Genomic DNA, 24,309 nt, shown 5'->3' with positions numbered 1-24,309 from the left:
GCGACATGAGAACCGCGGCAGCACAGATGGAGGCCGCGAAGCCGGTCGCGCCGGCCTGGACCGCCAGTCCGGTCACCGCCACGATGATGGCCGGTGTCACCGCGGTCAACGGCGGTGTCGCGGCGGCGGTACAGCGTGGCGAGGGATTCGCGAAGACCGCGGCCGACGGCTTCGGCCTGTTCAGCGAGATCACCACGCTCTGCGCGAACGACTACGACCACAACGACTCGACCGAGGCGCAGAACATCGCCCGCACGTCCGCGGCCAGTGAGACGCAGGTCCACAAGGTCGACGAACTCAACCAGGGCCGGTACTTCGCGTACGTCAGTCACTACGGAACGCCAGGCAACACCGACTTCAAACTGCCGCCCGACGGTTGGGGGGTGAAGTGATGGCCGACGACATGGCGGGACGGCTGGCAGAGCTGCAGAAGATGCTGGAGGCCCTCGACAAGGAGGCAGTACCGGGAGTCCGCCTGGTGCAGACGTTCGGCGGATGGTGGACAGCGCTGACCAAGAGCATCAGCACCTCACAGCAGTCGCTGGCCGCGGCGCGGTCCGGGCTGCGGCGCGGGCTCACCGGGAACACCGGCGAGGGGTGGCTGGATCAGGCCGGGGACTCGTTCGACACCCGGTGGAAGCTGGCCGATGACTCGTTGACTCCGTGGGCGACCGCGGCCGGGATGGATGCAGGCGTCGTCGGCACTCTGAACACGGAGATCACGACGACCAGGACCATGGTCCAGGCGGCGATCGACGCCATCGTGGCCGAGCAGGCGAACGCGGCGTCCGCAGCCTCCAGCGGATCGGACTCGCTGCAGGACAGGGTCAGGCAGTCCAACGCCTCGATCGCCTCGGCCCCCTTGATCAGGGCGGCCGACGCCGCCTACCAGGCCGCGGTCGCGCAGTTCAAGAAGCTCGACGAGCAGTTCGCGCAGGTCGGTACGAGCATCGAGGAGATGCCGCCGGAGACGGCCTGGAACGGCCCGATGGGGACCACCGGGCAGCCACCCGCGACGTCGCCCGCGGTCTCGCCGCAGGCTCCGGTGCGATCCAGCAGCCCGACCGGACCGTCGGCGCCGGGCGCGCCTGCTGCCCCCGGTGGCCCGTCCGACGCAGCGACCGATCCGTCTGCCGATCCGTCGGCGTCGTCTCCGCCCGGCGGTTCCGCCGGTGGCGATCCGGGCAGTGAGGGCGGAGTGCCGACGGGAACCGAGGGACCCGGGCTGGCCGGGATTCCACCGGCGGGCACCCCGACCTTGCCACCTGGATTGGGGAATCTGCCGCCAGGGCTGGGGAACCTGCCGCCGACTCCGACGCCACCGCAGGTGCCGGTGATGCCGCCTGGAGTGCCCTATCCGCCGGCAGCAAGCCTGAATCCATTGCCGCCGAACGGGAAGGGCGCGAACCCGGGTCTCGGCAAGTCGGTGATCGGTGCCGGCGGCAAGCTCGGTGCGTTCGGGTCGGCCAAGTACGACCTCGGTGGCGTGGATGTCGCCAAGGGCATCCAAGACACCACCGCGAACGGACCGGCCCAGGCCGCGCGGCAGATGAACAGCCGGCCGTTGCCCACTGTCCAGCCAGCGCCGGCTCCACCGGCCGCCGCCACTGCAGCGACCGCCGGCCCGGCTGCAACCGGTGCCAGTTCGACACCGCCGCCGATGATGCCCCCGATGATGGGGACCGGTGGCGGCGGCACGCCGAAACCGGGGACCGCGGCACCGGTCATGCCGGGGAAGAGCAAGCCGGCCACTGGCCTGCCAGGGGTCCCGCCGAAGCTGCGCGGGCGCTCCGGGAAGAACGACCAGGCCTTCGGGGTGCCGTCAGTGCCTCGGCGGCGGAAGGCGATGGAGGCCGAGAAGGCCGACACCGTTCAACTGCTGGACGAGGAGCTGTGGACGGTCGAGCAGCCGGCCGCACCGAGCACTCCGGCGGCTGACCGCAAGGCATTGCGCAACCACTGAAACCCAACCAGCACAGGGCCTGCCGTCTCACTCCGAGACGGCAGGCCCTGTCAGTTTCAGCGGAAAGCCGGTCCGGCCGGCTGAACCGCCGCAGCCTTCGGATCCAGACCGCTGCCCAGCGGGATCCGCGCGACCAGCCCAGAAGGCATCCGGACCGGCTGGACACCGTCGTACCCGAGGGTCTTCTGGACCTCCGGGCCGGCAAGCGGGTACGCGATCCCCTGGTCGCTGATCAGCATCACGGTTCCGGCCGGCGCCTGGCTCGACGGCATGGCTTCGACCAGAGCCGCGTGTCCGGGAGGTACGACGACGCGGTGGGCCAGCGGCGTACCCCGTCCGGTCCGTGCGGCGGTCGTCCGCAGCGCGTCCCTCGGCGGCATGACGACGTCCACGGACAGCGACGGAACCGTGGCCCCCGGGGCGAACGTTGCGCACAGGGTCGATCCGTTCGTCCGCGGGCCGACGAACTCGGGCCGCTGTGCAGGCAGCTGATCCGGTGCCGTCGACGGCGCCGCGGCCTGCTTCGCCTGCCCCGCTGCGACGAGGCCGACCGGCAACGCGACCGGTTGCTTGCCGTTGTACGCCGTGGCTGTCGGCGCGTACGCACGCTGGATGTCGTACTGCAACGGGGTGATCGGGCGCAGCCGGTCCGCCTCGACGAGGTAGTACTGCCGCACACCGTCGGAGGTCTGGGCCACCAGCAGATGCCCGTTGCGCAGTGACCTGTTGCCGGGAACCGCCTTGGACGGCAGCCCGAGGCCCGTCACCTGGATCGGCCGCAGCGGCGCCCCGGCCGGCAGACCGTCGACGAGCTCGACCCCGACCGTTGCCCAGGGCTCCGATCTGAGCGCGAGCCCGACCGTGACGATGTCCGCCCCGCGGATCTGGTGCTTGTAGCCGTTCCACAGCAGGTACTGGTCGCCGGTCTCGCCGACCGCGACGAGGACTGCCTGATCGTCGGCCTCGTGGCCCGCGGCGGGTACCTGGTCCACGAGCAGCACCGACTCATCGACGGCCGTACCGCTGCTGTCCCGGCCCGGCTCCGAGCACAGCGACCACGGCCCACCGAGCAATCCTTTGGCCGACGGCAACGAGTCCGGCGCGTCCGGAATACCGATCCGCGGTCCACGCGGTACGCCGGCCAGCGACGCTGCCGACACGCTCATCAGCTTGGCGAAGGAGCCCTTGGCCAGCAGCGCGGACACATAGTTGGTGACCGGGTGCAGACGCCCGTCCACGTAGACGAAACGCGTGCCGGTCTCCTTCTCGACGATGATCGACTCGCCGCTGCGCCAGGCGTTCTTCCCGCCCGGCACGATCACTCCGAACACGGTGAACCCGGCCAGCACCAGCAGGGCCAGGCCGATGCTTGCAAACGCGGCACCGAGCGGCCGGCGGAACGGCGGCTGCTCCGGATCGGACTCCCGGAGAATGAGTGCGGAGACGACGCGCTGGACCAGGAACTGGTGCGACTGCAGTTGTTCGCGTCTGGTCGCCATCGTCAGCCTCCGATCCCGCGCACGACGGCGTACAGGTCGAGGACTGCGCAACAGGTCGGGATGACGGCCAGGATCACACCGATCTCGAGGAGTTCGCCGTACCGGCCGAGGTAGGGGCTGAGCGGCTTGACGCTGGCCAGCTTCCCGATCGTGACGAATGCCGCGGCCGCGGCGAGCAGGATCAGACCGGCACCGGCGACCTGTGTCAGTGGGCCGACAGTCAGCGCGGCCAGTCCGCCGCAGCCGGCCGCGAGCATCGCGATCCGATGCCGGAACGCCGGGTACAGCCGTGCCCTGAGGAGAAACCCGGCGCTGAGCAGCGCGACGTACACGATTGCCGCCGTGCCGCCGTGGCGGACCAGCAGGACCTGGCACCAGATCACGGTGATCGCGGTCGCCAGCAGCAAGCCGGTGAGGAAGGCGTCGGCGCGAATGACGGCCAAGTGGACCACGCGTCGCGGCGTCTGCGGATCGTCACGGACCAGGTCGGCCGTGCTCCTCGGCAACACCGGCATCGGCACCCGCCCCAGCCGGATCGACAGCACTCCGAAGACGGGTGAGAAGGCGAGGAGCCCTGCAGCCAGCAGGGCGGCGGCCTCGAAGGGATCGAGCGAGTCCCGCGTGGCGAGCCATCCGCCGACCAGGCCGAGGACACCCGCGACCACTGCCGCGGCGAAGACCGCCGGCCGATCCGCGATGCCCGCGAACCCCAGCAGACCGGCCAGCAGCAGTACGGCGGACGCCAGCAGCAGGTCTGGTGTACCGAGGGACGTGAGACCACGGTCGCCGGCCTGGAGCAGACCCGCACCTGCGACCGCGAACAGCAAGGCGACGTCGCCGAGCATGCTGCCGGCCGACGCGTCGCCGAACGCACGCGACAGTAGGGTTCCCGCAACCAACAGGACCGCTGCCACACCGAGGAACCAGCCGGACGCCGCCGAGACCGGTGACCACCGCAGTCCGTCGACGAGGATCAGCAGGAGTGCCGTCGCGCCGAGGACCAGGCCGGCCTGGCGGGTGTTGCGCGGTGACCACAGCCGACCGGTCCGGCCCGCACCGGCCGCGATCGCGTCGACCACGTCGTCGTACTCGAGCTCCGGCCAGTCGGCCGTCCGCTCTACCAGATGCAGGACCTCGCCGTCGCGGACCCGGTGGTGCCCGAGGGTTCGGCCGAGCTCCAGCGGCGTTCCGTCGGCCCGGCGCAGTACCCATCCGCCCGCCTCGACGCCGTCGTCGGCCAGCCGCTCGCCGGCACTGCGGAGCAGTCCGGGCACCAGCTCGGCGACCGCCGAGTGTTCGGGAAGAGCCACGTCGATGCGGCGGCCGGGTGCCGCGACGGTGACCCTGACCAAGCCGGTCATCATCATCTGCCAGCTCCTGTTCGCTGAGTCGTTGCGTCCAGCCTGGCGCCGCACCGGCGGTCCGGACGGGCGGCGGCAGCTACCGGACAACGCCCGGCGGCGCGGCGGCCGGCTCCTACGCTCGGACCACCTCGAGGGAAGGGAGGACCCCGGATGGGTGCCGACGACGCGCTGCTGATTCCGGTCGGGCACGACCTCGGAGCGCTGTACCTCGACAGCGGACCCGAGCACAGGCAGCAGGTCCGGATGGGCGTCGAGGTGATGGAGCTGGACGATCGGGAGTTCGCGGTCTGGCTGCTGGCGCACGGGATCGGCAACGACGACCGGCCCACCCGCGAGAGTCTGCTGGGACAGGCGGAGAAGCGGGGACTGGCCCGGGACGATGTCGGCGCCGCGGTCGAGCAGTTCCTCGGTGATGGGCTACTGGTGGCGGTCGAGCCAGAGGCGGACGCCGCGGTGGCCTTCGCGCTGGAGCATCAGTTGTTCCCGCTGCTGCAAGGGCTCGGTCCGGATCCGGAGCAGCCTTGGCTGCAGACCATCGGGATGCTGAACCAGCCAGTGGCCCAGGTCTCCAGTGCGTTGTACGACGTCTGGGCATGGGCGCAACTCGCGCCGGAACTGTGGACCGGATGCCAGGACGCGGCGATGGTGTCGCAGCAGGTCGGGGTGACGAATCCCGAGGAGACCGAGCCGCGTCAGGTGCTGGCCGGAGTGCTCGCCCAGGTGCACGGGCTGCTCTGCGTGCGAGCGGCGTATTTCGACCGGAGAAGGATCCGGTGAGCACCGTAGTCTTCCCGATCGGGCATTATGGCGGCGTCCGTCCGGTGGACGCCGAGGCGCCGGTCCAGGTCGTCAGGGTCGGGTGGAAACAGCATCGCCTCAGCGAGGACGCGTTCGGTGTCTGGGTGCTGGCCCACGGACTGCCGGACATCGGCAAGGGGTCCTGGACCGTCGACGACGTGATCGAGCAGGCGGAAGGAGCTGGGGTCGACGACGCGAAGCGACACGTCGACGAACTCGTCGCGGCCGGGCTGCTCGCGACGGTGGCGGATGATCCCGTCGCCGGACAGCGCTTCGCGCGGGACCACCGGATGGACGTGATGTACGTCGGCCTCGGCAACGCACCGGACCGGCTCGACGGGCACGCGGTCGGCATTCCCGGTCTGGGCACCGCCGCGGTGCTGGACGCGGATTGCTACGAGCTGTGGCAGTGGGGTTCGGTGGCGCCGACGATCTGGCACAGCTGCGAGGTGCGCGCGTCGGTCACCGCGCAACTCGGGCAGCCGTCGGATCCGGCCGGCGTACTGACGCAGATCCTCGGGGATCTGCGCTTCCTCGTCGCCCATGGATGTGCGTACCTGGACACCGCCGGGTGACAAAATGACCCTGATGGCTGAGATCTCACCCGAGACGCTGGTGCCGCGGGCCACTGGGCCGGTGGCATCGGTGTTCCTGGTGACGCCGCCGGCCGGTGGGCGTACGGCGGTGCTCAAGGTCTATCCGCGGCCGCTGGACCGGCGGACGTTCAACGGCGTCGAGGTCGAGCAGGCGAAGCTGGCCGGACTGCGATCGGCGGCGTCGATCGTGCGAGTCGAGTCGATGGATGAGCTGCCGGACGGGCGGACCGGGCTGCGGATGGAGTTCTGCCCGCAGTCGCTCCCGGACCTGGTCGCGAACGGGCCGTTGCCGATCGCGGACGTGATTGTCCTCGGGCAGATCCTGAGCTCGGTGCTGGCGGAGGCGCACGAGGTTGGTCTCGTACACGGCGGCGTGACTCCGGCCAATGTGCTGGAGCGGCCTAGCGGGCAGCCGGCACTCTCCGACTTCGGGCTGGCGCTGCGGCTGCGGTTCCCGCGCGATCTGATGGGCGACGCCGCTTACACGGCTCCCGAAGTACTGCGGGACGGTGAGCTGTCCGAGCAGGCCGACGTCTACGGACTGGGCGCCGTACTGTATCTGGCGCTGACCGGGCAGCCGCCGTTCCCGATGCGGACTGGAGAGTCGGTGGACGGCGTCGTACTGCGGGTCTTGCGGGAGCCACCGCCGGAGGTGTCGGGGCGGGATGTGCCACCGGCGTTGTCCGCGCTGCTGCAACGGATGATGGCGAAGGACCCGGATGCTCGACCGGATGCCACGACTGTGGTCCGCGAGTTCGAGTCGCTGCTGGCTGCCGGTACGACGTCGGCCGAGGACGACCTGGATTTCGACGACTTCCGCGACGAACTGGCCGCCGAGCGACGCATGCCGGTGGCAACGGTCTCGGCGGAGACCGCGACCACGAAGAGGAAGATCAAAGAACCGCGGAAGTCCCGCAAGGGACTGCTGATCGGTATCGGGGCCGTCCTCGCGCTGCTGGTCGTCGTACCGGTGGTGTTCCAGCCGGGACAGGACGACGAGGCAACGGATCCGCCGCCGACGGTCGGCCCTCCGGCCGCCACCGGGACGCCCACCACCCCGCCGCCCACCATCGAGCTGAAACCACCACAGGACAAGGGCACCTCGGTTGTCCTCGCCTGGTCGTACCCCAAACCGCTCACGTACGCCGTGATCGTGGCCGAGCAAGGCAGTAAAGATGCCCAAGCCACCTATCGCGGCACCGGCAACACCCTCACCGTGCAGGTCAGCCCCGGACTGAAGTACTGCTTCGAGGTACAAGGCACCGACGGCGCCCACGTGCTCGTGAGCGCACCGCAGGGCATCAGAGGCGCAACCTGTAACAGCTAGATGGAAACTGGACCGGCCCTGGACCTGCGTCGCTTAGGCTGGACGCCGTGAAGCCGATCACCTTCCGCCCCGGGCGGCTCACCAGGCTCGGCCAACGCCACAAGGCGAGGGCCGGTCTGGCTGCTGTGGTGGCGGGATGTGTGGCGGTGACGAGCGTGGTCGTGCTGACCGCCGCCGGCGATCCGGACTCCGGGCTCAAGTTCACCCAGTCCGGCCACTGGGTCTACAACAGCGCGATCGGCCGGATCTTCCACCTCGACGGCCCGACCCGCGAGGTCGATGCGCAGGTCGAGCTCGGCTCCGGCAAGCCCGGCGCGCAGGTGGTGCAGACCGACAAGAAGGGCTACGTCCTCTCGCAGTCCCGGATCGACCAGTTCGGCAAGTCCGACCTGACCGTCGAGGACCCGATCGAGGTACCGGTCGCCGAGCAGCCGGTCGGCCTGGAGGCGGGCGGCGCGGCGTTCGCGATCTATCGCGAGGCCGGCCGCGTGATGCGCTTCGGCGACAAAGAGGCGATCGCGTTCCCGGGCGGCCCGCTCGGTGATCCGGTGGTGACGTCGGACGGCACTCTGTGGGTGCACCGGGTGAACGAGGGCGACCTCTGCCAGTTGCCGCTCGACGCGGACAAGATGACCTGCCCGGCGGCGACGCCGAAGGGCCACAAGGGCGGGCTGACCGCGATCGGCGCCAAGGCGGTGTTCGTCGACCTCACCGCGCGGCAGGTGTACCGGCTCGGCGGCGACGGGATCGACAACCGCAGCGACCTGGGCGACGTCGGCGTACCGGACGATGCGCTGGTGGCCGGCAACGACGTCGACGGCAAACTCGCGCTGGTCGATCCGGCTCAGGGCAAGGTCCAGCTGGTCGACGTACCGGCCGGGCCTGGCACCAAGCCGGCCGCACCGATCTCGCGGTCGATCAAGCCCGGGAAGTACGACAAGGTCGCCTCCTCCGGTCGCGGCCTCGCGTTGCTGGACCGGAAGAACGACGAACTCGTCACCCTCGACCGGGACGGCAAGGCGGCGTACCAGAAGATCGTCTCCCACCAGACGCCGAGCGAGGTCAAGCGCGAGCCGAACCTGTTCCGCGGCGACGACTCCCGCGTGTACGTCGAGAGCTCGAAGGGCGACCGCGTCGTCGTCGTGGACCACGACGGGCACCCGGAAGCGGTGGAGGTCGGCACCGACGACAACGGCACCGGCAAGCCCGCCAAACCGACGACGCCGCCGAGTACGCCGGTCACGCCGCCGAAGACGCAGCAGCCACCACCGGAGACGCAGCGGCCGCCGGCGAAGACGACCCCGCCGCCCCACACGCCGGGCAAGGGCGGGACGACACCGCCGGACAACGACAAGCCGACTCCCGGCAAGACGAACACGCCGCCACCGAAGACGACCCCGCCGAAGAAGCCGACCAACCAACCGACCGCGAAGCCCGGTCTGCCCGGCGCACCGACCAGCATCCAGGCGCGCATCGTCGACAACTCCACCCAGGTGAACTGGAAGGCCGCGGCGCCACACGGTGCGGCCGTCACGTCGTACCGGCTGAGCTGGACCGGCGGTTCCAAGACGGTGTCCGGCAGCACGCTGGCGACGACCATCGCAGGACTGGCTTCGAAGACGGCGTACTACGTCTCCGTGCAAGCGGTGAACAAGGTCGGCGCCGGTCCGGCGGTCCGGTCGAACCGGGTGCAGAACAAGTGGCTCGGTGCGGAGTCACCGCGCGAACTGCTGGTGAAGACCGACGGCGTCAGCGGCACTCTCGGGCTGGCCTGGGATGCCCCGGAGATGCGGGACGGCACGTTCGTGCACTACGCCGTGTCGATGGGCTCGCAGACGAAGACGACGACCGCGCTGGGCATCACCTGGAGCGGACTGACCAACGGGAAGAAGTACACGTTCACGGTCCGGGCGATCACCCGGGCACCGGACGGCCAGATCCTCACCGGCTACCCGGACATCCTGACCGCGTCGCCGGTGGGCGTCGCGCAGCGCACCAAGCGCGTGGTGGCGTCTCGCGGCGCCGGCGCGGAGTACAACGAGTGCGATCCGCCGGACTGTGCGTTCCTCCAGGTCCGGATCGAGAACCTGCGGCCGAATACGAAGTACGAGATCAAGCCGTTCACCGAGGACTGGGGCAATTTCAACCCCGGTGCGACCCTGACGACCAGCAGCGAGGGTCACATGCTGGTCGACGACCGGTTCCCGTGCAGTGCGGTCGGCCAGAAGGTCTGGGTGACCGTCACCGGGCCCGAGGGCACCTACACCTCGAACATCTTCGTGTGGAAGTCGGGCTGATCAGTCCTTGACCGCTCAGTCCTTGACCGCGAGGACGGCGGCGATCAGCGGCTGGTAGTCGGTGAGCTCCTCGACGGGCTCGCGGTTGCGCCACTTGACCGCCGGGACCAGGCCGGGCTCGAGCACGGTGAAGCCGTCGCCGTACAGCGCGAGGATCTGCTCGTCGGTGCGCCAGCGGCCGCGGCCGAGCGAGCCCTGCAGGACCTGCTCCAACTCCTGGCTGCGCGGGTCGTTCTCGCTGCGGAAGTGGCTGATGAAGACGTGACTGCCGGAGGCGATCCGGTCGTACCAGAACCGGACCAGAGCGGCCGGGTCCTCGTCGTCGTTCACGTGGTGCAGCGTCGCGCTGAAGATGATCCCGACCGGCCGGCCGAAGTCGATCAGCGCCTTGGTGTCCGGGTGCTCGTAGATCGCCTTCGGCTCACGCAGGTCGGCCTGGATCACGGTGGTGTTCTCGTTCTCGGCCAGCAGAGCGCGGCCGTGGGCGAGCACGATCGGGTCGCTGTCGACGTACACGACCTTCGCGTCGGGCACGTACCGCTGCGCGACCTGGTGGACGTTGTCCGCCGTCGGCAGGCCGCTGCCCAGGTCGATGAACTGCCGGACCGGCGTGTGGGTGATGATCTGCTGGACCGCCCGGACCAGCGCCCCGCGGTTGTCGTGCGCGATCACCGCCGAACCGGGCAACTCCGTGATGAACCGGTCCCCGAAGGCGCGGTCGACGGCGAAGTTGTCCTTGCCGCCGAGCAGGTAGTCGTAGGTGCGGGCGATGCTCGGCCTGCTCACATCGAACTCCGCGTACGAGCGCTTTCCCTGCTTGTCTGCATCGGCCATCGCGGCGGGTCCTTCCGATCCGGTGGTGACCCCAGTCACTCTATGCGACCCCGGAACTACCCCGCTCCGGCCCCCGGCCAGTCTTATCCAGCTCTTGTCCTGCCGAACCGTTTCAGCTGCCGGCCGCGACCTGTACGTCGTCCGGCAGCAGCGAACGCAACTCGTCCGTCGTCGGCATCCGGCCCAATGCGCGCAACCGCTGGGACTGCGCCTTGCGCATCCCCTCGACCAGCCGGCGCGCCTCCCGGGCGTTGCCGAAGTTGGCTCCGTGCGCGATCCGGTCGAAGTACGACGTGAGCGGCGGACCGGCCGCGGGATCGAGCTGATAGTCGCCTCCGGCAACCATTCGGCCGGTGATCCGGAGCAGCTCGGACGGGCTGTAGTTCTCGAACTCGACGGTCTTGGAGAACCGGGACGCCAGCCCCGGGTTGGCGGCCAGGAAGTCGTCCATCTCCGCGGTGTACCCGGCCACGATGATCGCGATCTCGTCGCGGTGGTCCTCCATCAGCTTGACCAGCGCGTCGATGGCCTCTTGGCCGAAGTCGCCGCCGTTGCCGGCCGACCGGGACAGCGTGTAGGCCTCGTCGATGAACAGCACCCCGCCGAGCGACTTCTCGAACACCTGCGCCGTCTTCTCCGCGGTGTGCCCGATGTACTGCCCGACCAGGTCCCGCCGCGACACCTCGGTGAATCCACCCTTCGGCAGGACGCCGAGCGCCTTCAGCAACTTGCCGTAGAGCCGTGCGACCGTGGTCTTCCCGGTCCCCGGCGCACCCGCGAAGATCAGGTGGTGACTGACCGCGCCGACCGACAGTCCAGCGGTACGACGCCACTCGTCGACCTGGATCTCGTCCACCAGGCCACGGACCTCCGCCTTCACGCCGGGCAGCCCGACCATCTGGTCCAGTTCACCGAGCAACTCGTCGACCTGGCCACCGCCGGACGCCGCCGCCTGGCTCGCGTCGATCACCTCGACCGTGACACCGTCCGCCAGCAGCAACGCCGGCTCGGCCGTGTTCGACGGGCGCAATGCTTCGACCGTCCCACCGCAGCCCGGCGCGAAGGTGATCGCCGGCCCGCGGGTGTCGTGCACGGTGACCCGGCGGACAACCGGCGTACTGCCGTGGGCGACGCCGACTCCCTCGGTGCCGGTGTTGGCGATCTCGGTGTCGGTCAGCTCCGGGCGGCTGTACTGGTAGACGTACACGCCGCGGCCGCCGCAGGTGGTGATCGTGCAGCCGCGGATCAGCGGGTCCGCGCCCAGCCCGACGACGATGCCGTCACCTGAGATCTCCCGAACGGTGGTGTCCAGGATCTGCCCGCTCGCCCCTTCGACCACGATGCCGGTTTCGGCGCCGCTCACCGTGCAGCGATCGACGGTGAACGCCGTACTGGCGTGCACGCTGATCGCCGACCGGGTCCGACCGGTCACCGTGCACTGCTCCACGGTGAGCTCGGTCCGGTCGACGGAGATCGCGAAGTGGTCCAGCGCCCGTACGACGAGACCGCGCAGGGTCAGTGAGCCGTCGACAGCACGGACAGTCGGCCAGTCGGCACCGGAGCCGTCCAGGACGACCTCGGCGCCGTCCTCCGCCTGCAGCGTGACCGAGCGGCCGGTGAGTTCGAGCGTCTCCGCGTACGTCCCGGCGGCGATCGCGACCGTGGCTCCGTCGGGCGCCTCGAGCAGAGCGGAGCCGATGGTCGGATAGGCGCCGGGACGGTCCGCGGCGACCGTCAGCACGCGGGTCGGCACGGGCATCAGCTCGCCCGTTCCAGCAACCAGCCGCGGTCGGCGGCCTTCACGCCGGCCTGGAACCGGCTGCGAGCGCCGAGCCGGTGCATGATCTGCGCGACCATCCGCCGTACCGTCCGGACCGAGATGTCCAGCTGGGCCGCGGCCACCTCGTCGGTCGCGCCCAGCGACAGCAGGCGGAGCATCTCCTGCTCGCGCAGGGACAGGTCGGTGTCGCCGGGCAGATCACGGTCGGCCAGCGGTACGGCGTCCGGCCAGACGCGCTCGAACAGTTCAACGACCGTGGTGACCACGCTGGACAACCGGAGTACGGCGACACTGCCGTTCGCGGTGTCGGCGGGCAGTACGGCGATCGAGCCGTCGATGACCAGCGCGTTCATCGGCATCAGCGGCACGGTCCGGACGGCGACGCCGGCCAGCGACAACGCACCGAGGTGCCGGCAGGCGTTCGGCGCGGTCCGGGCGGTGTCGGGGTAGATCGCCCGGTAGCGCAGGCCGGGCCGGACGTCGCGCGGGCCGAAGGCGGGCCCGGCCGTGGTGAGGTCGCTCATCGCGATCACCTCGTCCTCGGCCGCGGCCAGCAACTCGGCGACACCGCCGAGGGCAGGGATCTGGTGGAAACCGGTCGGCCGGTTCAACATCGTGACAGTCATGAGAGGGGGACCCCCAGAGGTAGGGTGGCGGCGACGCCGGTGGCGTGCCGCCCGTCGAGGCGTTCAGGCTCGACCCCGAAGGACCGGGCGAGCGTGGTGAGGATGGAGTACGCCGTGTCGAGCGTGGCCGGATGCGAAGCGGCCAGTCGCAGGACGACGTCGTGGCGGATCGGGGTGGTGCGGCCGGCGCCCGTCGTCACCGTGACGGCGAGCGTTTGGGCGGCGCCGGTACCGGTGCCGAGCAGGGTGGCGGCCAGCGCCCGGACAGTCGCTGCGGGCAAGAATGCGGAACCGGTCAGCCGGACACACAGCTGCTGCACCGGGCCGCAGGCCCAGGTCGACCAGCGTTCGTGGATCCGGCCGCGGCCGGCGTTCGCGTGGGCGAGCGCGCCCAGCGACGCGAGTACGTCGGTCTCGTCGAGGGGCAGGGACTCCACCTGCTCGCGGTCGAACCGGCGGACCAGCCGGCGGACCGTGTTGGCGAGCACCTGCCGGAGTTGGTCGTCGGTGGCGATGTCCGGCGTGCGTTCGGCGGCGACCGCGATCCAGGCGCGTGGCGGCTGGTTCTGCTTGACGCCGGTGTGCAGGACGAGTTGCACGGCGACGTCGGTGGGGTGCTCGGCCTCCGCCAGTGACCCGAGGTTGTCGAGCACCTGATGCTGCGCGTCCGGTCCGAGCCGTAGAGCGACACTCGCGCCCGTCGGACGGCTGAGCATCCCGTACGGCTGGTCGCGGACGACCACCGCGTCGACGGTCGTCCGGCCGTGAAACGCGCTGACCAAGTTGATCGCAACGCCTTTACCGAGGTCGATCCGGCGCCGCCGGCCCAGGAAGACGAGCAGTACGGCGGCCCAGCGGTACAGCCAGACGCCGCGGATCCGGATCGCGGTCAGCAGCACCAGCGACACGGCGGCAAGAGAGGTGAGGATCAGTACGGTCCGCGTGCCCGCGGTCGCGGCGCCGATCGCGACGACCGCGAGCTGCCAGCAGACGATCTGGCCGACCCGGATCGCCCGGTCCGGCGGCTCGACCACGTCGGCGGCCGGTTCGACGGCCGGCGGTTGCGACACGAGCACCGGACGGCTCGCGGGAGCAGGTGCTGCGACCGTCACCGGAGCAGGTGCCTTGGGCAATGTGTAGCCGGGCTGAGCGAGCGGCACACCGATAGCGGTCGCCTGCGGGACCGCCGTACTGGCAGGCGCTCCGGAGGTGACGTGCTCACGCGCCACGGGCGCGGCGGTTGCGGCGGTGCTCTGCGGCCTCATGCGACCAGCTCGGCCTTGGGTTCGGTGGCGACCAGCAACTGCTGGGCGTGGTCGCGCACAACCGGGAGCAGCACGAACCTGCCGGGAGCCGGCTCCGCGACCAAGTTGAGGTCCATCAGCTGGTCGACCATCGGCTCGACCTCGTCCTGGCTGACTCCGGCGAGCCGAGCGGCCCGGCGCAGATCGAACTGCGGGGTCGTCCCGACGAGCCGGTAAAACCGCTGCACGGGACCCGGGAGGGAGTAGTACGCCGCATCGAAGTGAGCCAGTACGTCGGCCAGCGCGCGACACCGGGAGGTCGGGTCGTCGAGCTGCGCGGCCAGCCGGGCCGCGGTCCACGGCTGCCGGTTGCGCAGCCGCTCGACCAGGTGCCGGATCGCGGCGGGATGACCGTTGGCCGCACGGAGCACCTGCTCGACGTCCGTGAGCTGCTCGGCCTCCTCAGGCGCCAGGACGTCGAGGGTGATCGCGCCGGTCCGATCCAGGCCGGTGAGCCGATGGCGGCTGATCACCAACACCAGCGCACTCGGGTCGTTCGGCAGCAGGCGCCGTACCTGGTCGGCGTGCTCGACGTTGTCCAGGATCAGCAGCCCTGTTGCCTGCGGCAAGGACGTTGGTTCGGTGACGTCGACGTACACCTGGTTCTCCTGACCGGAGCCGGCGGCGGCCTCGAGCGCGAAGGCGGTCTTGCCGATGCCCGGCATACCGTCGATCGTGACGACCCCCGTGGCGCCACGCAGCGACAGCAGCTCGGCGGTCCGGCCTACGAAGCCCGGAATCCGGGGCGGCAGGTTCGAGCTCACCGGCGGCGTTACCAGCCGCGGCGCCTCCTCGCTCAGGATCTGCTGGTGCAGCGCCGTCAGCTCGGCGCCCGGCTCGATGCCGAGGTCGCGGACCAGTGCGGTCCGCGCTCGCTGGTACGCCGCCAGCGCGTCGTGCCGGCGTCCCGTCCGGCGGTACGCCGCCATCAGCCGCGCCCAGGCCAGCTCGCGCAGCGGCTCCTCCTCGGTGAGCGCCCGCAGTACGGCGATCGCCTCGGCAGGCCGGTCGAGCGCGAGCTGGGCGTCGGCCAGGTCCTCGCGCAGCGACCGGTGCAGCTCGGTGAGCCGGTCCACAGCGGAGGTGGCGTCGGCGTCCAGGCCGTCGTACGGGCAGCCGCGCCACAGGCTGAGGGCACGCTGGACCACCACGATCGCCTTGCCGGCGGCACCGGCGGTGAGAAGCTCTCGCGCCTCGTCGCAGAGTCCGGCGGCGACGTCGGCGTCCAGTTCGCCCGGGAGCACGCGGACCCGGTAGGCGCCCGGCCGGCTCTCGATCCGCTCCTCGGGAAGGGCGCGGCGGAGCTGCCAGACGTAGGTCTTGAGGTTGTTCTGGGCCGAGGCGGGGATGTCCCGTCCGGCCCAGACGGCGTCGATCAGCTGCTCGGTGCTGACCCAGGCGTTGCGGTGCAGCAGGAGCAGCGTCAGGACGGTGGCGGGCTTGCCGCCGCAGACGTCGAGCGGGCGTCCGTCCGGGCCGTCGGCCTCCAACGGACCCAGCACCCGGAAGGCGACCGGCATCTCGACCGGCGCCTGGTTCGGGGCCGGCCGGGATGGCACCGAGTGCGCTGAGTGACCGTTCATGACACATACGATCCGGGTTGACGATGACATTTCGATGACACGAGGAACCCCGTGCGCGTACTGGTGGTAGAGGACGACGTCGAACTGCAGGTGGCGGTGCCGGCCGCGCTGAAGTCGGCGAACCTGGCGGTCGATCTGGCCGGTGACCTCGCGACGGCCGACGAGGCGCTGTTCGTGAACTCCTACGACTGCGTCGTGTTCGACCGGATGCTGCCGGACGGCGACTCGATCGACTACGTCCGCCGCCGCCGCGAGGACGGCTGGGCGGTTCCGGTTCTGTTCCTGACCGCGATGGCCACGGTGGCCGACCGGGTGGACGGCTTCGAGTACGGCGGTGACGACTACCTGGTCAAGCCGTTCGCGGTGCAGGAGCTGATCGTGCGCGTGATCAGCCTGAGCCGCCGCGGTCCCACCATCCGGCCCTCGATCCTGCGGTACGCCAACGTGGAGCTGAACAGCGCCCGGGGAGAGGTCAGCCGGGCCGGCGTCCTGGTGACGCTACGACCGAAGGAGTTCGCCGTGCTGGAGTACCTGATGGCCCGGCCCGAGCAGCTGATCCGGTACGCCGAGTTGATCGAGCACTGCTGGGACGTCGGCGCGGAGTCGACGTCGTCGAACGTTCTCGCCGCGACGGTCACCCGGCTGCGCAAGCAGTTGCGTGGTGGGCCCGACCTGATCCAGGCGGTCCGCGGCCAGGGCTACCGGCTGCTCGACCCGGACCGCGCCCGGTGAAGCGCGGGATGAGGGGCCCCGCTGCCGACCGGCTGCGCCGGCTCCGCTGGTGGCTGACCGCGCTGTTCACCGTCGCGAACACGGTCGGCCTGCTCATCCTGGCGCCGATCGTGATCGGTCTGGACGCGCAACGCGGTACGGCGGAGATCGACAACAAGCTGACCGTCGTCACCGCACCGGCCCTGCGGCTGCTCGACGACAGCGGCGCTCTGGTCTTCGCCAGGGTCAGCAAGGATCCGCTGAACGCGCACTGCCCGCAGTTCGCGATCCTGCCGGGCGGCGCGCCGGCGTTCAAGGAGCACTTCAGCGCTCTCAACTGCACCCCGGTCGACCGCAAGGTGCTGGACGACCTCGCCACCCAGTCGGTATCCACCGGCTCCACCCTGTTCGCCGACCGGAAGGCCCAGAACGGCGACCCGATCCGGGTGAACGTCGCCCCGTTCACGAACACGAGTGGCCAGCCTGTCGGTGCTGTCGTCGCCTGGATGGACACCGACGACCAGCTGACCAGCCACCAGCGACTGGTGATCGTGATCCTGGCCGTCTGCGTCCTGCTGATCGTCGCGGCGGCACTCGTGAGCTACTGGCTGTCCGGCCGCGCGATCCGCCCGGCCATGGAGGCGCTCGAACAGCAGGAGTCGTTGCTGGCCGACACCGCGCACGACCTGCGCTCACCGATCGCAGGGCTCCGGGCCCTGGCCGAGACAGCGGCCCGGGATCCGGAGCAGCGCGCGGAGCTGCTGCCGCGGACCGTGCGGCTGGCCGGCCGGATGGGCGACATCATCGACGGACTGCTCGTCCGGGCCCGGCTGGCGTCCGGTGTGGAACAGCTGGCGATGCAGCCGGTCTGGCTCGACCAGCTGGTCGCCGGCGTGGTCGAGGATCTCCCCACCGACGGCGCCCGGATCTCACTTGTGTCGGCGCCGAGCATGGTGCGGGCCGATCCCACCCTGCTGCAGCGGGCCATCGGCAACCTTCTGGACAACGCGATGCGCCACGGCCGGACGCCGGGGGCGGACCAGGCGATCGTCACCGTCACGGTCGCCGACGGCCGGGTCACGGTCGCCGACCAGGGCCCGGGCATCGACCCCACAGCCGGCGAGGATCTGTTCGAGCGGTTCAACAGCGGCGGCGGCTCGACCGGCCTGGGCCTGCCCATCGTCCGCTGGGTCGCGCTGGCCCATGGCGGTGATCTGAAGGTCTACAACGCCGACGAGGGCGGGGCGATCTTCGAGTTCCATTTGCCTACCTCGCAGTAGTGAACCAGCCTGGACCAGTTCTGTACGGCGGCTGGACCACGACTAGGTAGTGTCACTCGGTGCAGTCTGGCGAACACCTGGGGAGAACTTGATGAGCGCAACGATTCCGCCTGGCGAGGCCTATCGGCTGGTGGCGGACAATCTGGCGAAGGTGATCCACGGCAAGCCTGAGGTGATCCGGCTGGCGCTGACCGCGCTGTTCGCCGAGGGGCATCTGTTGATCGAGGACGTGCCCGGGCTGGGCAAGACCACGCTGGCCCGCTGTATTGCCCGCAGCATCGACGCGAGCTGGAACCGGATCCAGTTCACGCCCGACCTGCTGCCCGGCGACATCACCGGCGTGATGGTCTACCACCAGGGCACCGAGACGTTCGAGTTCCACCCGGGCGGCATCTTCGCCAACGTGGTGGTCGCCGACGAGATCAACCGCGGTACGCCGAAGACGCAGTCCGCACTGCTCGAGGTGATGGCCGAGCGCCGGGTCACGGTCGACTCGAACACCCGCGCCGTGCCCGACCCGTTCCTGGTCATCGGCACCCAGAACCCGATCGAGATGGAGGGCACCTACCGGCTGCCCGAGGCGCAACTGGACCGGTTTCTGATGCGGATCGAGATCGGGTACCCCGACCACGACGCCGAGGTCCGGATCGTGCTCGGCGACACCGGGCGGATCGGGCCGGACTCGCTCAGCCCGGTGGTCGACGTACCTGCGCTGCGGAACGCGATCGCGGCGGTCCGCTCGGTCCACGTCGATCCCGCGATCAGCTCGTACGCCGTCAAGCTCGCGGCCGCCACCCGCGAGCACACCGCGGTCCGGTACGGCGCCAGTCCACGAGGGAGCATCGCCCTGGTCCGGGCCGCCCGCGCCTTCGCCGCGACGGACGGCCGTGCGTTCACCACGCCGGACGACGTGAAGCAGGTGGCGCAACCGGTCCTCGCGCACCGGCTCGTCCTCACTCCGGACGCCGAGCTGAGCCAGCGACCACCGTCGTCCGTCGTGGACGAAGTACTGGCCGCGACTCCGGCGCCGATGGCCGGAGCGAGCGCGGGCTGACGTGAACATCCAGGCGATCTTCCGGCGCGAGGCGCTGCGGTCGCGGGCTGCGCTGGCCGGGGTCGTGACGGTCTGCGTGGTGGCGACGACGCTGGCCGTGACCGGTGCGGGGGCGGAAACGGCCGGGATGAAGTTCGTCCAGTCCGGTCATCTGATCTACAACAGCCTGCTCGGGACCGTCTTCCACATCGACGGCGGCACCAAGAACATCGACGGGCAGGTCGCTGTCCCGGGTCTCGGCCCGGGTGTGCGCACGGTGCAGACCGACACGCAGGGCTTCATGCTGTCCCGCGGCGGCATCACCGAGTTCGGGAAGTCCGACCTGAAGGTGGCCGACCCGGTGCCGGCGCCGTCGGACGAGCAGCCCACTGCGCTCGAGGCTCCTGGTGCGGCGTTCGCCGTGTACCGGCAGGCCGGAGCGATCAGCCGGCTGAGCTCCAACCCGGTGACGATTCCGGGCGGAGGCTCCCTCGGACCACCTGTCGTCACCTCGAACGGGACGCTGTGGGTGCATCGACTGACCAGCCGCGAACTCTGCCAGCTGCCACTGCAGGCGGATCGGCTGTCCTGTCCGGCCGAGCTGACCAGCGGGCACACCGGCGCACTGACTGTCGTCGACGACCAAGTTGTCTTCGTGGACACCACCGCGCGCGAACTGCGGGTGGTGGGAGTCGACGGCTTCGGCCGTACCGTCCCGATCCCGAACGTCCCGCTCACCCCGGAGTCGATCGTCGCGCCGTACGACGTGAGCGGCCGGATCGCGATCGTCGACCCGGCCGCCGGAGAGCTGCACTTGATCGACGCCCGAGCGGTCGTCGGCGACCGTGAACCCGCCGCGCCGGTCGCGCGGAAGCTGCCGCCGGGCAAGTACTCGCAGGTCGCCTCGTCCGGCAACGGCGTGGCCCTGATCGACTCCAAGTCCGGCAAGCTGGTGACGCTGACCGCCGACGGCAAGGAGAAGTCCGTCCTGCAGATCCCGCCGCCTTCGGCAGGAGCCCCGCGGAGCAAGGACGAGGCCCCCGGCCTGTTCCGGGGCGCCGACAAGCGCCTGTACGTCGACAGCGTCGCGGGCGAACACGTGATGGTGGTGGACGACGACGGCGAGGTGACCGAGGTCGCCGCGACCGGTCCGGTGATGCCGGAGAAGACCGCACCGCCGGAGAGCAAGGAAAGTACGCCGCCACCTTCCACACCGCCGTCGACTCCACCCTCGACACCGCCTTCGACCGAGCCGACGCAGCCTGAGCCGCCGCAGAACACCGAGCCGACCCGCGGACCCGACGACGGCGACGAGCACAAGCCCGGCAAGCCGGAGCGCACGGATCCACCGCAACGGACCGAGCCGCCACCGAAGACAACACCACCGCCTAAGCCCACCCCGAAACCGACGCCGAAACCGACGACTCCGAAGCCGCCGCTGAAGGCGACGCCTGCCGCAGCGCCGACCGGGCTGCGGGCGACGCCGTCGGACGAGGCGGTGACGCTGACCTGGAAGCGGCCGAACCTGAACGGCGGCACGTTCGTCAGCTACAGCGTCGTCCAGGACAGCGATCCCGAGACGACCACCAGCACCAGCTACACCTGGAACGGGCTGACCAATGGCAAGTCGTACACCTTCCAGGTCAGGGTCGTCACCCGCGGGACCGACGGCGAACTGCTGATCGGTACGCCGGGGACGATCACGGCGACGGCCGGTGCCCCCAGCGGATCGGGCACGCTCCGGATCAGGCGTGGCGATGAGGTGTCGGAGTACGAGGACTCGAACTGCCCGGAGGGGACGCAGGACGACTGCGCCTACATCTATCTGATGGCGAGCGGGTTCGAGCCGGACACCACGTACCACTTCAGCGCCTACGCCAACGACATCGAGATGCACAAGGGTGGGTTCGACCTGCGCACCGACGACGACGGCAACTTCGAGCAGAACAAGTTCCACAACTCGAAGGTCGGCCAGAAGGTGTACGTGATCGCGACCGGCCCTGGTGGGCCCTACCGGTCCAACTCCGTCACCTGGACGAGCGGGTGACGGCGTGCGACTAACGGGGCGCGGGATTGCGGTACTGGTCGGCTCGATCGCCGTCTACCTGCTGGGTGAGTTCGCCGGGTACGCCGTGTTCCGGGCGCTGGCCGGGATCGGACTGGGAGCGTTGATCGCGGCAACCGTGCTGACCGTGCGGCAGCCGCAGGTGACGGTGCAGCGGGTGCTGTCGCCGGACCGGGTCGAGCGCGGCCGCCCGGCGCTGGCCACGCTGCGGGTGCGGAACGAGGGCACGCGCTGGCAGGCGTCGTTCGCCGCGCAGGACTCGGCCGGTGACGAACGCCAAGAGGTCCGGATCCGGCGCCTGGGTCCCGGCAGCGAGGCGACGTACCGGTATGAGTTGCCGACGTCGCGGCGCGGCAAGATCGCTGTCGGGCCGCTGACCCTGGAACGACGTGACCCGTTGGGTCTCGCCCGGAACAGCAAGGCCACGGGTGAGGTCGCGACGCTGTGGGTGCATCCGAAGCGGCATCCCACCAAGACCGTCGTGGCTGGTCGGCCGCGGCATCACCACATCGGCCGGACCGCGGACGACTCGCTGCGTGGATCGGCCGATCTGCGCGACGTACGCCCGTACGTGATCGGTGACGAGGTGCGGCACCTGCATTGGAAGGCGACGGCGCGGACCGGACAGCTGATGGTTCGCGACTACGCCGATCCGGACCAGCCGCGGCTCACGGTATTGCTCGACACCCGCCGCGAACCGTTGTCTTCAGCAACCTTTGAGGAAGCGACCGAGGTGGCCGCGTCGATCCTGTTCGCGGCGTCCACGGCCGGCCACCGCTGCCGACTGGTCACCACGGCGGGCGCCGATCATGCGGCGCCTGGTGGTGCGACCGCGTCCCGTCTGTTCCTCGACGAGCTGTGCGTGGTCGATCAGCACGACGACAAGGGCGGACTGTTGCCCCCGGCACTTACCACCGGGACGTCGGCCGGTGGTGCGATCGTCGTGGTCACCGGAGCCCGCGGCTCGGCGTCCGAGCTCGCACCGCTGCTCACCCGCTACTCGTCCGTCACCGTGCTCGGCCTCGGCCCGGCCCAGGGCGTCGCACCGATCTCCGGCGCCAAGGTCATCCTCGCGACCACGGCCTCGGAAGCCCTTCAGCAGTGGACAGGAGTGCTGCAGTGAACCGGCGACGGACCCTCGCCGTGCTGGCCGGCGTACTGATCGGTGGTCTGTGTTTCGGGCCGGTGTTCGGGCTCGGGCATGTGTGGCTGCCGGTGGTCGCGGTGTGCGTGGTCACCTTCCTGGTCGCAGAGGCTTGCCGGCAGTGGCCCGCCCTTGCGGCCTGGCGGCCGTTGCTTGTGGTCGTTGCCGGCTGCCTGGCCATCGTCGAAACGGTGCTTCGGGCAACTACCGTTGCCGGACTGCCGACCCTCGAGTCGATCCGCACGCTCGGACACGGGCTTACGTCGTGGCGCCTGACGTTGGAGTCGACATGGCCGGCCCGGCCCGATCCGGAGCTGGTCGTCTTCGTCCCGCTGCTCACGTTGGTGGCCTGCCTGCTCGCGGTGGAGTTGCTCGATCGAGCCCCACCACTGGTGGCGCTCCTCCCGGGTCTGGGCGTTGTCGGCGTCAGCCAGTTGTACATCGCCGCCGACGGATGGGCCGCCGTACTGATCGCCGTCGGCCACGGGCTGATCGTGATCGCCTTGCTGATCCCCGACGGGATGGAGTACCGGCGGATCGCGCCCTGGGCGGCGACCGCCGCGGTCACCGTCGTCGCGATCGTCTGCGGGCTGGTCGTGAGCACGCTCGATCCGGCCGGACGTACGCCGTACTCGCTGCAGAAGGTGCAGTCGGCGACCGTCTCGGGGACGCGGTGGCCGAGTCCGTTGGACGAGCTCGGCAGCCGGATGCTCCCGCAGCGACGGGACGACGTGGTGTTCCGGTACAAGGCCTCGCAGCCGGTCGACCGCTGGCGCCAGGTCGCGCTGGACGACTTCGACGGCGCGGGCTGGACCACCGACCACCCGTTCCTGCGGATGGGCTCCGAGCTCACGCCCGGTCCGGAGATCCAGGTGCCGACGACGACCGAGCGCGCGACCGTCGTCCTCGACGACCTGGACGGTCCGTGGCTGCCCGCACAGTTGCTCCCGGCAACTGTCAGCGGAGTGACCGATCCGCAGGTCGAGCCGATCGGCAGCTCGCTGATGGTGCCGGAGCAGCCGGGGCACTACGACCTGACCTGGTCCCGGCCGACGTCGATCGACGCGGCGTACCTGCTGTCGGCCGGTGTCGACGGGAGTGCTCCCGGTGGCCTCGACGGCCTCGGGCCGGTGCCGCCCGAGGTCGCGGACCTCAATCCGTTGCAGGGCCGGCGGGCGACGTTCTCGACCGCGATCGCGCTAGAGACGTACATGCGGACGAACTACAAGCAGGCGGTCGGGACCACGCTGCCGACCGGCTACGGCTGGCCGCAGTTGAAGAAGTTCCTGGTCGACCACGCGCCCGGCACGAGCGAGCAGTTCGCCGCCGGGTACGTCGCCCTGGCCCGGCTCGCCGGCATCCCGGCCCGGCTCGTGGTCGGCTTCCGCGCGCCGGCCACGCCCGACGCGGACAACTACTACACCGTCCGCAACCGGGATGCGTTCGCGTGGCCCGAGGTCGCCGTCGAGGGCATCGGTTGGTGGCCGCTCGACCCGGCCGAGAACGCCGCGACCGGCAACACCGCGGTGGCCGGGTCGATCGATGACATCACCAACCAGGCGCGAGCCGCCGTACCGCCGGTGAGCCAGATCAAGGATCCGGATGTGCCGCCGCCGACCGATGACGGTGGCTCCGGTCCGACCTGGAAGCCTCGCGTGTCCGCGCTCTGGATCTTCCTCGGATCCGCCTTGTTGCTGCTGGTCTGGCTGGCCGGCGTACCGCTGTGGAAGTCGGTGCGGGCGTTGCGGCGCAGGCGTCGTACTGGCAGCGCGGCGGTCGTTGGTGCCTGGGCCGAGGCGCGGGATCGGCTGCGAGCGCACGGCGTGCCGGTGACGGCCGGTATGACGGTCCGGGACCTTGCCAATGCGGCCCGGGAACTACCGGGGACCGAGCCGGCACTGAGTCGGGTCGCGCGGGCGGTCGACCATGCCTTGTGGTCGGGTGGGCCGACCGGTGGGGAACTCAGTCAGCAGGCTTGGGAGGGCGTGCGTGAGCTCCGCAAGGCTCTGCGTTCCCGGCCGTGGATGGATCGGCTCCAGGCCTCGCTCGAACTGCGGACGCTGTTCCGAAGTTGAGACGGCCCGGTTGACACAGCCCGCAGCGGC

Annotated in this window: 19 protein-coding genes; 12 read left to right on the top strand and 7 right to left on the bottom strand. The window is 70.4% G+C overall.

What is annotated here, in order from left to right:
• Positions 1-5: 5 nt before the first annotated feature.
• Together E0H73_RS28610 and E0H73_RS28605 are read left to right on the top strand one after the other, a co-directional pair.
• The gene (locus E0H73_RS28610) at positions 6-392 is read left to right on the top strand and encodes a hypothetical protein (RefSeq protein ID WP_131361669.1); all 387 of its coding nucleotides are present in this window, start codon (positions 6-8) and stop codon (positions 390-392) included.
• Positions 392-1,963 carry a hypothetical protein gene (locus tag E0H73_RS28605; protein WP_131361668.1) on the top strand — a complete coding sequence of 524 codons (1,572 nt, stop codon included), beginning with the start codon at positions 392-394 and terminating at the stop codon, positions 1,961-1,963. The genes E0H73_RS28610 and E0H73_RS28605 overlap by 1 nt, the downstream gene beginning before the upstream one ends.
• A gap of 56 nt (positions 1,964-2,019) precedes the next feature.
• On the opposite strand, the gene eccB is transcribed toward E0H73_RS28605, so the two are convergent.
• Both eccB and eccD read right to left on the bottom strand, forming a co-directional pair.
• Complete coding sequence (eccB, locus tag E0H73_RS28600; protein ID WP_131361667.1) at positions 2,020-3,462, bottom strand: type VII secretion protein EccB; 1,443 nt, start codon at positions 3,460-3,462, stop codon at positions 2,020-2,022.
• Between the two features lie 2 nt (positions 3,463-3,464).
• Complete coding sequence (gene eccD, locus E0H73_RS28595; RefSeq protein WP_131361666.1) at positions 3,465-4,829, bottom strand: type VII secretion integral membrane protein EccD; 1,365 nt, start codon at positions 4,827-4,829, stop codon at positions 3,465-3,467.
• 147 nt (positions 4,830-4,976) lie between these two features.
• On the opposite strand from eccD, the gene E0H73_RS28590 reads away from it, so the two are divergent.
• The 4 genes from E0H73_RS28590 to E0H73_RS28575 are packed head-to-tail and all read left to right on the top strand — an operon-like array spanning position 4,977 to position 9,844.
• Positions 4,977-5,603 carry a hypothetical protein gene (locus tag E0H73_RS28590; RefSeq protein ID WP_131361665.1) on the top strand — a complete coding sequence of 209 codons (627 nt, stop codon included), beginning with the start codon at positions 4,977-4,979 and terminating at the stop codon, positions 5,601-5,603.
• Positions 5,600-6,199: a hypothetical protein gene (locus tag E0H73_RS28585; RefSeq protein WP_131361664.1), complete on the top strand. Its 600-nt coding sequence runs from the start codon at positions 5,600-5,602 to the stop codon at positions 6,197-6,199. The genes E0H73_RS28590 and E0H73_RS28585 overlap by 4 nt, the downstream gene beginning before the upstream one ends.
• 13 nt (positions 6,200-6,212) lie before the next feature.
• Entirely contained in the window at positions 6,213-7,547 is a 1,335-nt protein-coding gene (locus E0H73_RS28580; protein WP_165555852.1) for a serine/threonine protein kinase, read from the top strand.
• Between the two features lie 47 nt (positions 7,548-7,594).
• Entirely contained in the window at positions 7,595-9,844 is a 2,250-nt protein-coding gene (locus tag E0H73_RS28575) for a fibronectin type III domain-containing protein (RefSeq protein WP_131361662.1), read from the top strand.
• A 15-nt stretch (positions 9,845-9,859) separates the two neighbouring features.
• Here the strand turns inward: E0H73_RS28575 and E0H73_RS28570 are convergent, their stop codons facing one another.
• The 5 genes from E0H73_RS28570 to E0H73_RS28550 form a co-directional block, all read right to left on the bottom strand.
• Complete coding sequence (locus E0H73_RS28570; RefSeq protein WP_131361661.1) at positions 9,860-10,678, bottom strand: SAM-dependent methyltransferase; 819 nt, start codon at positions 10,676-10,678, stop codon at positions 9,860-9,862.
• A gap of 112 nt (positions 10,679-10,790) precedes the next feature.
• Complete coding sequence (locus E0H73_RS28565; protein ID WP_238164339.1) at positions 10,791-12,431, bottom strand: right-handed parallel beta-helix repeat-containing protein; 1,641 nt, start codon at positions 12,429-12,431, stop codon at positions 10,791-10,793.
• Positions 12,432-12,436: 5 nt separating this feature from the next.
• The gene (locus tag E0H73_RS28560) at positions 12,437-13,084 is read right to left on the bottom strand and encodes a helix-turn-helix transcriptional regulator (RefSeq protein ID WP_131361659.1); all 648 of its coding nucleotides are present in this window, start codon (positions 13,082-13,084) and stop codon (positions 12,437-12,439) included.
• The gene (locus E0H73_RS28555) at positions 13,081-14,349 is read right to left on the bottom strand and encodes a hypothetical protein (RefSeq protein WP_131361658.1); all 1,269 of its coding nucleotides are present in this window, start codon (positions 14,347-14,349) and stop codon (positions 13,081-13,083) included. Before E0H73_RS28555 ends, E0H73_RS28560 begins: the two co-directional genes overlap by 4 nt.
• The gene (locus E0H73_RS28550) at positions 14,346-15,971 is read right to left on the bottom strand and encodes an AfsR/SARP family transcriptional regulator (protein ID WP_165555851.1); all 1,626 of its coding nucleotides are present in this window, start codon (positions 15,969-15,971) and stop codon (positions 14,346-14,348) included. Before E0H73_RS28550 ends, E0H73_RS28555 begins: the two co-directional genes overlap by 4 nt.
• Positions 15,972-16,022: 51 nt before the next feature.
• Here E0H73_RS28550 and E0H73_RS28545 point away from each other — a divergent pair, with 51 nt between their 5' ends.
• From E0H73_RS28545 to E0H73_RS28520, 6 genes are all read left to right on the top strand, one after another.
• Entirely contained in the window at positions 16,023-16,703 is a 681-nt protein-coding gene (locus tag E0H73_RS28545; RefSeq protein ID WP_131361656.1) for a response regulator transcription factor, read from the top strand.
• A gap of 8 nt (positions 16,704-16,711) precedes the next feature.
• Positions 16,712-17,962 carry a sensor histidine kinase gene (locus E0H73_RS28540; protein WP_131361655.1) on the top strand — a complete coding sequence of 417 codons (1,251 nt, stop codon included), beginning with the start codon at positions 16,712-16,714 and terminating at the stop codon, positions 17,960-17,962.
• Between the two features lie 91 nt (positions 17,963-18,053).
• Positions 18,054-19,016, top strand: a complete 963-nt coding sequence (locus E0H73_RS28535; RefSeq protein WP_131361654.1) for an AAA family ATPase — start codon at positions 18,054-18,056, stop codon at positions 19,014-19,016.
• A 1-nt stretch (position 19,017) separates the two neighbouring features.
• On the top strand, positions 19,018-21,042 hold the full coding sequence (locus E0H73_RS28530; RefSeq protein WP_131361653.1) for a fibronectin type III domain-containing protein: 2,025 nt from the start codon (positions 19,018-19,020) through the stop codon (positions 21,040-21,042).
• Between the two features lie 4 nt (positions 21,043-21,046).
• Positions 21,047-22,183, top strand: coding sequence for a DUF58 domain-containing protein (locus E0H73_RS28525; RefSeq protein ID WP_131361652.1), 1,137 nt, complete (start codon positions 21,047-21,049; stop codon positions 22,181-22,183).
• Positions 22,180-24,279 (top strand): transglutaminase TgpA family protein, encoded by a 2,100-nt coding sequence (locus E0H73_RS28520; protein ID WP_131361651.1) that lies wholly within the window; start codon positions 22,180-22,182, stop codon positions 24,277-24,279. The genes E0H73_RS28525 and E0H73_RS28520 overlap by 4 nt, the downstream gene beginning before the upstream one ends.
• The last annotated feature ends 30 nt before the right edge of the window (positions 24,280-24,309 follow it).

The organism is Kribbella pittospori (assembly GCF_004331465.1).
Taxonomy (GTDB): domain Bacteria; phylum Actinomycetota; class Actinomycetes; order Propionibacteriales; family Kribbellaceae; genus Kribbella; species Kribbella pittospori.
This window is presented reverse-complemented; position numbering and strand designations above follow the sequence as displayed.